The following is a 12,211-nucleotide window of genomic DNA, read 5'->3' on the forward strand; positions in this document are numbered from 1 at the left end:
ATGCCATATTGTCCGGTGGCAATCGCGGAGAGGCCCCACCTGTTCCCATGCCGAACACAGCAGTTAAGCTCTCCAGCGCCGATGGTAGTTGGACTGACGTCCCGTGAGAGTAGGACGCCGCCGGGCAATTTATAGATTGATCCACAGTAGCTCAGTGGTAGAGCTATCGGCTGTTAACCGATCGGTCGTAGGTTCGAATCCTACCTGTGGAGCCATTTTTTTGTTTTAAATAAAATTTATTCTGGCCCGTTGGTCAAGCGGTTAAGACACCGCCCTTTCACGGCGGTAACACGGGTTCGAGTCCCGTACGGGTCATTTATCTTCAGGAGAATTAGCTCAGCTGGGAGAGCATCTGCCTTACAAGCAGAGGGTCGGCGGTTCGAACCCGTCATTCTCCATTACGGAGGAGTAGCGAAGTGGCTAAACGCGGCGGACTGTAAATCCGCTCCTTCGGGTTCGGCAGTTCGAATCTGCCCTCCTCCATTTCATTATTGGGCTGTCGCCAAGCGGTAAGGCAACGGTTTTTGGTACCGTCATGCACAGGTTCGAATCCTGTCAGCCCAGCCATGAGCCATTAGCTCAGTTGGTAGAGCATCTGACTTTTAATCAGAGGGTCAGAGGTTCGAATCCTCTATGGCTCATCATTAAGACACTTTCTAATCGAAAGTGTCTTTTTTTTTTATGTTTTATGCGGAATATTATTTATATTTGCATAAAAATCCGATGTTGTATATTATGTATGTTGTGAGAATTAACTGAAAAGGGGATAGTTATGAATCAGAATATACATATTATCGGTGCAGCGACAACATTCGGACAACCAAGGTTGGGAGTAGATCTTGGGCCGGACGCAATACGATATGCAGGTCTTGATAAAGCGCTCTATTCGTTAGGTTACACTGTTACTGACGCGGGGGATATACGAAGCAAGTATCGGGTTAATGCTTCCAATCATTCTGTTAAGAATGAAACGAATCTATTAAATTATAAAGAGGTGATGGATTTCAGCCTTGAGCTTGCGGCTGAAGTTGACAACACAGTTTCTTCAGGACATTTTCCTTTGATACTTGGAGGAGATCATTCTTTATCGATTGGTTCTTTAGCAGGCATAAGCAAGCACTATGAAGATTTGGGAGTCATTTGGTACGATGCGCACGGTGACCTCAATGATAGCCGTACATCACCTTCTGGTAACATCCACGGGATGCCATTGGGTATATCATGCGGAGTGGGAGACGAGGATTTGGTCAATCTCTACAATCGGGGTATAAAGGTAAAACCGCAAAATGTAGTGCTTATAGGTATGAGAGATCTGGATGAAGGTGAAAAATTATATATTAAAGAGAATGATATATTGACATTTACAATGGGTGACATCAGAGCTAAAGGCATAGAAAATGTTATGAAGGAAGCTCTGGTCCATTTGGAGGGACGCACAGATGGCATTCACCTATCAGTCGATGTAGATGCCTTGGATCCACTGGAAACACCGGGCACGGGTACTCCAGTAGATGGAGGATTATCGCTCTCTGAGTCACAGCTCGCTATGGAGATGCTGAATGAGAGTGAGAGAATAACCTCAATGGATTTGGTGGAAGTGAACCCTCTACTTGATGAGAAGAATAAAACAGCAGAGAAAGCAGTGAAGATTGCAGAAAGCCTATTTGGAAAAAAGCAACTTTAATTGATAAAAAACCTGTAGCCGTGTTGAGGCGAATCCAAAACGTTCAATTTTGGGCTTCACTTCATTCCGGTACAGGTTTTTTAATCCGTATTCACTCTTCTCCTATGGGCATGATCTGGACCTTGTAGTCTTTTGAGTTTTTTGTATCTTTTTTTACTGAGCTATCTTTAACGAACTTTTTCAGCTCTTTTTTAAAGGATTTAAGATCATCTTCTTTAATTCTTAAGTTATAGGACATGCTATCCTTCTTCTTTTCATCTGAACTATATTTAAGAAGATCTATATTAGGGACTACTTTTTTAGCGATGGGTTCATAAAACTTCTGTACAATACTATTCTTCTCTTCTGTCTTCACAACATGGATAATTCCATTTTTGAGCAGTTCATTCAAATGGTAATGAATTTTTGCACGAGGAATCTCAAGTTCATCAGCAAGCATCTGTCCTGTCTTTGGTTTTTCTCCAAGCATTGTGAGGAGTTGGATGCGAAATGGATCACTGACACTTTTTAATTGAGCAAGATTATCTATTACAAGCAGTTTTTTCACATTTAACACCCCTTATAATGTATGTTTATAGTATGATTAAGTGAAATTGTTATGTCAACGGAATAAACATCCATTTATTTGACTGATAACACTTGTAACATTTGTTGCATAAAGGGCAATTTGATATGATGGAATTGTTAAGTAAGTGGAGGGGGCGCCTTTATGATAGGACAGCGTATTAAGGAAATCCGCAACAATAATAATCTGACTCAAGAAGAATTGGCTGAGGGAATCATTTCCAGAACCTATTTAAGTCTTATTGAAAAGGGCAGTGTCCATCCTTCCACAAACGTTTTGATTAAGCTGAGTGAGCGGTTGAACTGTTCAGTCAATGATTTTATGCAGGAAGTTTCCCATTTCCGGTATAATGATGTAGAAATACTGCGCGAAATCTCTTATTATGAACAGAAGGTGGATCAGGGCGACTATACCTCGTTTGAATATTTCATCGATAAAGAATATCAGAAGGTGGATGAAGTCCCAGCACCGGATAATGGCAGGATCCATTTATTATATGCTAAGTATTATAGGCATATTGGAGACGGACAGAATCTTAATGTACATATCGATCAGGCCGTAAAACTTCTCTCATCTGTCTCCTTCAATCAAACCTACATTGATGCGATTCTCCTCAAAGTGGAGTTGATGGTCGAAGAAAGTAGGGTGGAGGCCGCCCTAGATTTGTTGGAAGATACTTTATTCACGATCCTCCGATTTTCCGATCAGAATTTCGGAGTGATTCGCATCATGTTCGCTGTGGCCGATTGTTATCAGAGATGCGGAGAATATCTTACATCACTCAGGATGCTTAAAAGAGTGGAAAAGCAGTCCAGGATGCTTCAAATCCAATACAAACCAGATGAGCTCGCTATAATTGAAGGAAAGAATTTTGCGATGACTGGTAATTATGAACTGCTTCAAAAAAGAGTGGAGAACATAAACAGTCCAGAGGCAAAATTATTGATGTGTTACGCCACTTTTAAAAAAGGGGACTTTGGAAGTGCCGCAGCACTTTTTGATGATATCAAATCTGATATCCCGACTGTGAGAAATGATGGAGTACTTTCTTTAATCCATGACGAATTGGAAAAAGAATTCGACAGTATATGAATGATTAAGTGAGGGACATATTATGCAGATGGACAGTGTTTTAGGGAATTTCACAACAGCTACTATAATTACAAGTATTGTCGATCTGCTGATCGTATGGTATGTCATTTACCTTTTGATGACAGTGATGAAAGGTACAAAAGCAATTCAGCTGATCAAAGGTATATTCTTCATTCTCATCGGCCGGTCGATAAGTAACTATTTTGATCTTACCACGACCACTCAGATGTTCGATACAGTTTTAGAATGGGGTTTCCTGGCAATAATCGTAATCTTCCAGCCTGAATTAAGGCGTGCCCTGGAGCAGCTTGGGCGGGGCAGCCTGTTCCGTAAGAATGGCAATGGAAGTGCTACATCGGAACACGATAAACTTAGGGAAGCAATGGTGAAATCAGTGCGTTATATGGCTAAGCGGCGCATCGGGGCACTGATTGTTTTTGAAAGGGAAACTGGGTTGAAGGATTATATAGAAACAGGCATACCCATAAATGGAAATATAAGTTCAGAACTGCTGATCAATATATTCATACCAAACACCCCACTGCATGACGGGGCAATGATTATCCAAGGGGACCAGATAGCTACGGCAGCGAGTTATCTTCCATTATCCGACAGCAACAAAATAGCTAAGAATCTTGGTACGAGGCACCGTGCCGCGGTAGGGATATCGGAAGTGACTGATGCCTTCACAGTGGTTGTGTCAGAAGAGACAGGAAACATTTCTGTTTCATACGATAGCAGCCTGACTAAGGAAATTACACTTGAAGAGCTGGATGACCTGCTGAAGACACATTGGAACATACTTCCACCTGTGAAGGAAGGAGGCGGTTTGTTTGCTAGAAAGTAAATGGGGGCTCAGATTTGTCGCCTTGGCATTGGCACTGTTCATGTTCTTGTCGGTCAATAATGTATTTGATGAATTGTTGAATGCGGACAACGATACAGCAGATATGGAAATAATTGAGGATGTCCCAGTAGAAATACTTTATGAAGAAGAAGATTATTATGTGTCAGGTGCTCCTGAACAAGTCAATGTACAATTATTCGGTAATGCTTCGAATATCAAAAGGCTCCAGACCACACGGGATCTGACTGTCTATCTGGATTTGAGGAATCGTGATATCGGGGAATATGAAGAACACTTTACAATAGAAGGTCTGCCAGAAAATGTGACGGCAGAAATAGTCCCACAATCAGCGAATGTAGATATACAGGAGCTTGTAACGAAAACATTTGAAGTGCAGGCAGAAGTCAGTGACAGTCGTATAGGATCAGATCATGAACTTAAATCAATTACGGTGGAGCCTGAAACAATCACGGTCGTGGGTGGAGAAAGTCAGATGAATCGTATACAATATGTACGTGCCACTTTAAGTGATAATTCAAAAATCACTGAAGATCGCGTTGAAGAAGCTGAAGTCAGCGTATTTGATGCCCAATTCAACAAACTGGACGTCAAGCTAGATCCAGGACGTGTCCGGGTTGAAATTAAAGTTGATGAACGAAGCAAGGAAGTACCAGTAAGCTTTGAGGTGAATGGCCAAGTAAAAAAGGGATATTCATTAAAAAATGTAGACCTCAATTATGAAACGGTAGAAGTATTCGGTTCAGAAGACATATTATCAGGAATCGATGAAATGAATGTAGATGTTGATATAGACGGCTTAAGCCAATCGACTTCACAAGATGTGAAAATCGATCTGCCGGAAAATGTGGACCGCACAGAACCGGCAGTTTTTCAAGCAAAAATACAGGTTGAGGAAAACAGTTAAATCTTGGATTAAAAAGGAGAAAGAGATGGGTAAATATTTTGGAACTGATGGAGTCAGAGGTGTTGCAAACACTGAACTTACTCCCGAATTAGCGTTTAAGCTTGGCAGATTTGGCGGCTATATATTAGCGGGAAATGACAACACTAACCCTACCGTATTGGTAGGACGCGACACACGCATTTCAGGGGAAATGCTTGAATCCGCTCTCGTGGCTGGACTTTTATCAATTGGAGCAGAAGTGATGCGACTTGGTGTCATCTCGACTCCAGGCGTCGCTTATCTGACCAAGGAGATGGATGCGGACGCAGGCATCATGATTTCAGCTTCACATAATCCTGTAGGGGATAACGGCATCAAATTCTTCGGATCCGATGGATTTAAACTGAGTGACGACCAGGAAGCTGAAATAGAAAAACTTCTGGATACAGAGAAAGATACATTACCAAGACCGATAGGTGCTGAACTTGGCAGCAAATCGGATTATTACGAAGGTGGACAAAAATATATAAGTTACCTGAAGTCCACAGTAGATGTCGAACTCGAAGGCATGAAGATTGGCCTGGATGGTGCACATGGTTCGACGTATTCCCTGGCACCTTATCTTTTTGGTGATTTGGAAGCAGATACAGTGACCATCGGCTGTAACCCTGACGGCAAGAATATAAATGCGGGCGTCGGGTCAACTCACCCTGAAAAACTTGCAGAGCTTGTTGTAGAAGAAGGGTGCGATTTCGGTTTCGCTTTCGATGGGGACGGCGATAGGATAATAGCAGTGGATGAAAAGGGTAATATTGTAGACGGTGATAAGATCATGTTCATCCTAGCTCAGCATATGAAATCAGAAGGTATGCTGAAAGATGATATGGTTGTATCGACAGTCATGAGTAATCTAGGTTTCTACAAAGCATTGGAAGCCCATAAGCTCAGAAGTGACAAGACTAAAGTCGGAGATAGATATGTTGTTGAAGAGATGAGAGCAGGAGGGTATAGCCTCGGCGGCGAACAATCCGGCCATATCATCATGATGGACTACAATACAACAGGCGACGGGCTTTTGACAGGTGCCCACCTCGCAGCGATCATCAAATCCTCCGGCAAGACGCTGGGACAACTTGCAAAACAAGTTGAGACGTATCCTCAGGAATTGGTGAATATCCGGGTTTCAGACAAATATAATGTCGTCAAAAATGAAAAAGTGTCTAAAAAGATTGAAGAAGTTGAGAAGGAAATGAATGGCAATGGTCGCGTCCTTGTCAGAGCTTCGGGTACAGAACCACTTGTCCGGGTAATGACTGAAGCGGAAACAGAAGAACTATCAAGCAGTTATGCCAATGCTATAGCTGAAGTGGTTCAACAGGAAATGGGACTCGAATAAATTTTAGGCTCCCGGATGAATAATCCGGAAGCCTGTTTTTTGAGAAGACGGTATTCATTAATCTATGTTTATATTGCGGTAGGAAAGCATTTCCATTAGAATGAAACCACTGACAGTGAAGGAGAATAAAGAGAATTTAAGAAATCGGAATAGCGCCTGGACAGGTTTTCCTGTTGACGAGGAGGACAGTTATCGAAAATCGGCGGATGCTGTCCCGGGTACTAAAGTATTCGTGAAGCCAATTGATAAAACTGCCGGGTGACTGGCGGGACAGAACATTGGCATGGATCTACCAAATCGGAAAGGATGTTTTTTATGTGTGGAATTGTTGGTTATATAGGAAGCAAAGATGTTAAGAATATATTGCTTAACGGTCTTGAAAAAATGGAGTATCGCGGCTATGATTCCGCAGGTATCGGTGTCAGGAATGAACAGGAAGTAAAAGTCTTCAAAGAAAAGGGCAGAATTAAGGATTTGACTGAAAAGGTTGATATGGATTTCGCTTCGACAGCAGGCATCGGTCATACAAGGTGGGCCACCCACGGTGTACCGAACGTCAAAAACGCCCACCCACACCAAAGCACTGATAAACGTTTTACATTAGTTCATAACGGTGTCATTGAAAATTATGAGCAGATTAGAGAAACTTACATCCCGGATGTTGAATTGGTTTCAAGCACTGATTCTGAAATCATCGTCGAGATCATCGCCAAGTTCGCGGCGGAAGGAATGACTACTGAAGAAGCTTTCACGAAAACTTTGGACCTTCTACATGGATCATATGCCATTGGTCTGCTGGATGAAGAGGAGCCGGAAGTCATCTATTCAGCTAAGAACAAATCCCCACTTCTGCTCGGTAAGGGCGAAGGTTTTAATGTCATCACTTCTGATGCAATGGCAATGCTTAAGGAAACAAATGAATTTGTTGAATTGATGGATCAGGAGATTGTCCTTCTGAAAAAAGATGAAATCATCATTAAGGATGCTTTGGGTAAAGAAATTCAAAGAGAATCCTTCATAGCCGAGATCGATGAGAGCGAAGTTGAAAAAGGGACTTACGATCATTTCATGCTTAAGGAAATCAATGACCAGCCGGCAGCCATGCGCAAAATTATACAGGAATATCAGGATCAGGACGAAAACCTTAAAATTGATGATGCAGTGATAAACCAACTCAAAGGTTCGGACCGTATATACATCATAGCCGCCGGAACAAGTTACCATGCTGGTCTGATCGGCAAAGAGTACTTTGAGAAATGGGCGGGGATGCCGACTGAAGTGCACGTGGCTTCAGAATTCGTCTACAATACGCCACTTCTATCAGAAAACCCACTATTCATCTTCATTTCTCAATCAGGTGAGACAGCAGATAGCCGGGCAGTACTTGTTGATGTCAAAAAGCAGGGACATAAATCCCTGACTGTGACCAATGTACCCGGATCTACCCTCGCCCGGGAAGCGGATGAAACACTTATATTGCATGCGGGCCCTGAAATCGCCGTCGCTTCAACAAAAGCCTACACGGCTCAAATTGCAGTACTCTCGATTCTGGCTCAAGTAACCGCAAGAGAACTCGGCAAAGACATTGAAATCAATCTGATGCGTGAACTCGCTAAAGTTACAACAGCCATCACAGCTGTTATCGATGATGCGCCTGAAATCGAACAGATCGTCAACGAATATCTTGAAACAACAAGAAATGCTTTCTTTATCGGCCGCACTATGGATTATTATGTCGGTGTCGAAGGCGCTTTGAAATTGAAGGAAATATCCTATATTCAAGCAGAAGGTTTTGCTGGCGGTGAGCTTAAGCACGGCACAATCGCATTGATTGAAGAGAATACACCGGTGTTTGCCTTAGCGACACAGGAACGGGTCAATTTGAATATCCGTGGGAATGCCCAGGAAGTTGAAGCAAGAGGGGCTAAAGTATGCATGGTATCCATGGAAGGAATGGATCAGGAGGAGGACACCTATGTCATTCCGCAAGTGCATGAGATGTTGACCCCCCTTGTTTCGGTAGTGGTATATCAGCTTATTGCCTATTATGCTGCGCTACATCGTGGCAACGATGTGGACAAGCCGAGAAATCTCGCAAAATCAGTGACAGTGGAATAGAAAGCAGAACATTTAATGATGCCCTTATGGATTAAAAAACTTCTATAAAGGGCATTATTTTATATTTTCGGTGAGTTAAAAAGTTATATTTACTTCATGTAATGTTCACATTTCAAAAAATAAACAGATATGTCCTCCCTTAAGAAATGGAATTAAGTTCATGGTGTGTTAAAATGACGGACAGTAAGTATTGGAAGGAGTTCTAAAATAATTATGAAAAAAATATTAATGGCTCTAACTCTAGGCACATTGATTCTTGCCTTGGCAGCATGTGGAGGAGAAGAGTCAGCTGAAGATAAGAATGATGATGCGAAGAAAGAAGAAACAGCAAGTAAGGGACAAGAAGGCGAACAGCCAGAAATGCCTGAACCTGAGCTTGATGATGTACCGGACGTCGTGGCAGAAGTGAATGGAGAAGAAGTGAAGAAAGATGAATTTGAAAAAACTTATACAGCACAGTTTCAACAGCTTGCCATCCAGCAGCAGATGGCTGGTGAAGAAGTAGACCAGGGTGAACTGAAAAAGCAGATAGCCGATGGAATGGTCGGTCAGAAGTTACTTGTACAAGAAGCAGAAGAACGTGACTATAAAGCTTCCGATGAAGAAGTGGATGATATGCTTGATGGCCTTGTTAAGCAGAATGGCATGGAATCCAAAGAAGATTTCTATGCTGCCGTAGAAGAGCAGGGCATGTCTAAAGAGGAAATCACCTCCCAAATTAAAACTCAGGTGAAAGTAGATAAGCTGATTGCAGAAGAAACGGGCGAGGTCAAACCGACAGAGAAGGAATTACAGTCACTTTATGATGATGCGAAAGAACAGCGTGAACAAATGGAAGGTGCGGAGGAACTACCATCTTTTGAAGAACTTAAGCCTGAACTGGAATCCCAGATCAAGTCGCAAAAAGAAAGTGAAGCGGTCCAGAAACTCGCTGAAAAGCTTCGTGAGGATGGAGACATCACTATACACCTGTAAAATGCCAGTAAATGAAAAACAATATTCCAACCCCCTGTACCCGGGCTTTAGTACCGGTGCAGGGGTTTTTATTTTAAAGATTCAACGATGGTAGACACCTATAATTATATGCAGATTTTTAAGGTTAATCACTTGAAAGTCAAACAAGGTCAATGTATAATATTTATATAGTCAAAGTTAGTCAAACGCATAAGGCTTCAAATAATTTTTGAAGCAGACTCTTTGAAATGATGATTGAAAGGCTTTATACTATCTATATAGTCAAAGTTAGTCAAAGTCAATTATATAGGAGGTATGATTCATGAAATGCCAAAACTGTGGAATAAATGATGCAAATGTTAATGTTGCAATGAAACTTAACAATAAAAAGGTACAGATGCACTTATGCAACCAATGTTTCCGAGATATTAGACAACAGATGATGAACTCTGATGGATTCCAGTCTGGATTCCCTTTCAATGGTGAAGGACATAATGATGAATATTATGAAGGAAATGGGTCTGGCCATACAGGTACTACCGTCAAGCAGGGTCAAGAAGGTAACGACAGCCTAATAGAACAGCTTGGCAAAAACGTTTCAGAAGCAGCCAGAGCAGGAGAAATTGATCCTGTCATCGGTCGCGAGCAAGAAGTCAAGCGTGTGATCGAGACATTAAATAGGCGGAACAAAAACAATCCGGTATTAATTGGTGAGCCAGGGGTAGGTAAGACGGCCATCGCAGAAGGGTTGGCACTGAAAATTACTGAAAGTGCAGTGCCGACAAAATTGATAGGCAAAGAGATATATATACTCGATGTAGCCTCGCTTGTAGCCAATACGGGTATCCGTGGGCAATTTGAAGAGCGCATGAAGCAATTGATCGAAGAAATACAGCAAAGGGACGACATCATTGTATTTATTGATGAAATCCATCTATTGGTTGGAGCGGGTACGGCAGAGAGCTCACAGATGGATGCAGGAAACATATTGAAACCTGCACTTGCCCGTGGGGAAATGCAACTCATTGGGGCGACTACGTTAAAAGAATATCGTCAGATCGAAAAAGATGCAGCTCTGGAGCGTCGCTTACAACCGATTATAGTGAAAGAACCAACATTGGAAGAAGCGGAACAAATCCTTCAAGGTATCAAGGATCGCTATGAAAATTTCCATGAAGTACGTTATTCCGACGAAGCGATTCATGCTTTTGTATCACTTTCTGACCGCTATATCCAGGACAGGTTTTTGCCGGATAAGGCGATTGATCTGATGGATGAGGTCGGTTCACGGTTGAACTTGGCAAATGCAGAAAACGATGCGCATGCCATACAACAGCATCTCGATGAAATTGAGAAAGAAAAAAACGAGGCGGCAGAACGAGAAGATTATGAAAAAGCAGCAAACTTGAAGTATGTCGAAATCCAACTTGAGAAACAGCTTGAGAAAGCTAAGGATGAAGAGAAGACCATCGACGTTGATGTCTCTGATATCCAGTTGATAATTGAGGAGAAAACTGGCATCCCTGTAACGAAGTTGCAGACAGATGAACAAGAGAAGATGCGTGATCTGGAAGAAAGGATGACGAGTAAAGTCATTGGACAGGAAGAAGCTGTCGCAAAAGTTGCGAAAGCAGTACGTCGCAGTAGGGCAGGTTTGAAATCGAAATACCGTCCGATAGGCTCTTTCCTCTTCGTCGGACCGACCGGGGTCGGCAAGACAGAACTGACTAAAGCATTGGCGGAGGAACTGTTCGGTTCCCGAGAGTCCATGATACGCCTTGATATGAGTGAGTACATGGAGAAGCATGCAGTATCTAAAATCATCGGTTCTCCTCCAGGTTATGTTGGCCACGAGGAAGCTGGACAACTGACTGAAAAAGTGCGGCATAACCCGTACAGCATCATCCTTTTAGATGAGATAGAAAAAGCACATCCTGATGTACAGAACACTTTCCTGCAGATTATGGAAGATGGTCATTTGACAGATTCGCACGGTCGTATGGTCAGTTTCAAGGATACAGTCATCATCATGACAAGTAACGCAGGCACAGGAGTCAATACAGCGAGTGTGGGATTCAATGCAGATGCACATGAGTCTGTATCGACACTGGAGAATCTGAGTGACTACTTTAAACCTGAGTTCCTGAACCGTTTCGATTCAATCATCAACTTCAATGAACTCTCTGAAGATGACCTATTCCTGATAGTCGACCTCATGTTGACAGAACTTCGGGAAGCCGTCGAAGACAACGATATCGGAATCACGATTACGGATGAAGCGAAATATGAACTGGCACGGCTCGGATATGATAAACGATTTGGTGCAAGACCATTAAGAAGGGTCATCCAGGATATGGTTGAGGACCAACTTACAGATCTTATACTGGAAGAGGAAGCGGTAGGCAACGTTGAAGTAAGGTTAGAAGAAGGAGAAGTAAGAGTCGCATTGGTCTAAAAATTGAGATGGACTCGTGTAATATGCGAACTTCTTGAAATGGAAAGCATGAAAAAAGACTTCCGGGGAATTGATTTGACCCCCTCCAGGTTTACAGATGAAATAAAACATCTGTAAACCTGGAGGGGGTTCTTTTATGACTGACAAATATTATTCATTTGAAGAAAAGCTGAAAATGATTCAGGAATTGAGGGTA

At 42.3% G+C, this 12,211-nt stretch carries 9 protein-coding genes, 6 tRNA genes and 1 rRNA gene; 15 read left to right on the forward strand and 1 reads right to left on the reverse strand.

Translation table 11 applies throughout. The features are described from left to right. The first annotated feature begins 11 nt into the window (after positions 1-11). The 8 genes from rrf to rocF all read left to right on the forward strand — a co-directional run bounded on the left by rrf (position 12) and on the right by rocF (position 1,684). A 5S ribosomal RNA gene (gene rrf / locus ABD734_RS08340) occupies positions 12-126 on the forward strand. 14 nt (positions 127-140) lie between these two features. Continuing rightward, positions 141-215: transfer RNA gene (locus ABD734_RS08345), tRNA-Asn, on the forward strand. 28 nt (positions 216-243) lie between these two features. Then, positions 244-315 (forward strand) — tRNA-Glu (locus ABD734_RS08350). 10 nt (positions 316-325) lie between these two features. Then, positions 326-398, forward strand: a tRNA-Val gene (locus ABD734_RS08355). A gap of 4 nt (positions 399-402) precedes the next feature. Further along, positions 403-483: transfer RNA gene (locus ABD734_RS08360), tRNA-Tyr, on the forward strand. Between the two features lie 9 nt (positions 484-492). Next, positions 493-567: transfer RNA gene (locus tag ABD734_RS08365), tRNA-Gln, on the forward strand. Position 568: 1 nt separating this feature from the next. Then, a tRNA-Lys gene (locus ABD734_RS08370) sits at positions 569-641 on the forward strand. Positions 642-772: 131 nt separating this feature from the next. After that, positions 773-1,684, forward strand: a complete 912-nt coding sequence (gene rocF / locus ABD734_RS08375) for an arginase (RefSeq protein ID WP_344703282.1) — start codon at positions 773-775, stop codon at positions 1,682-1,684. A gap of 91 nt (positions 1,685-1,775) precedes the next feature. Here rocF and ABD734_RS08380 read toward each other — a convergent pair whose 3' ends face one another. Next, positions 1,776-2,231, reverse strand: a complete 456-nt coding sequence (locus tag ABD734_RS08380) for an ArsR/SmtB family transcription factor (protein WP_344703284.1) — start codon at positions 2,229-2,231, stop codon at positions 1,776-1,778. Positions 2,232-2,393: 162 nt separating this feature from the next. Between ABD734_RS08380 and ABD734_RS08385 the strand changes: the two genes are divergently transcribed. The 7 genes from ABD734_RS08385 (at position 2,394) to ABD734_RS08415 (ending at position 12,015) form a co-directional block, all read left to right on the forward strand. Further along, complete coding sequence (locus ABD734_RS08385; protein WP_344703286.1) at positions 2,394-3,341, forward strand: helix-turn-helix domain-containing protein; 948 nt, start codon at positions 2,394-2,396, stop codon at positions 3,339-3,341. 22 nt (positions 3,342-3,363) lie between these two features. After that, complete coding sequence (cdaA, locus tag ABD734_RS08390) at positions 3,364-4,188, forward strand: diadenylate cyclase CdaA (protein WP_344703288.1); 825 nt, start codon at positions 3,364-3,366, stop codon at positions 4,186-4,188. Further along, positions 4,175-5,113 (forward strand): CdaR family protein, encoded by a 939-nt coding sequence (locus tag ABD734_RS08395; RefSeq protein ID WP_344703291.1) that lies wholly within the window; start codon positions 4,175-4,177, stop codon positions 5,111-5,113. Before cdaA ends, ABD734_RS08395 begins: the two co-directional genes overlap by 14 nt. Positions 5,114-5,138: 25 nt before the next feature. Then, on the forward strand, positions 5,139-6,488 hold the full coding sequence (glmM, locus tag ABD734_RS08400; RefSeq protein ID WP_344703293.1) for a phosphoglucosamine mutase: 1,350 nt from the start codon (positions 5,139-5,141) through the stop codon (positions 6,486-6,488). 315 nt (positions 6,489-6,803) lie between these two features. After that, a complete protein-coding gene (gene glmS, locus ABD734_RS08405; protein ID WP_344703295.1) occupies positions 6,804-8,606 on the forward strand; it encodes a glutamine--fructose-6-phosphate transaminase (isomerizing) in 1,803 nt (600 codons plus the stop codon). Positions 8,607-8,819: 213 nt separating this feature from the next. After that, complete coding sequence (locus ABD734_RS08410) at positions 8,820-9,581, forward strand: SurA N-terminal domain-containing protein (RefSeq protein ID WP_344703298.1); 762 nt, start codon at positions 8,820-8,822, stop codon at positions 9,579-9,581. A gap of 301 nt (positions 9,582-9,882) precedes the next feature. Beyond that, positions 9,883-12,015 (forward strand): ATP-dependent Clp protease ATP-binding subunit, encoded by a 2,133-nt coding sequence (locus ABD734_RS08415; protein WP_344703299.1) that lies wholly within the window; start codon positions 9,883-9,885, stop codon positions 12,013-12,015. Positions 12,016-12,211 lie beyond the last annotated feature (196 nt).

The organism is Salinicoccus jeotgali, assembly GCF_039538805.1.
GTDB classification, from domain to species: Bacteria; Bacillota; Bacilli; order Staphylococcales; family Salinicoccaceae; genus Salinicoccus; species Salinicoccus jeotgali.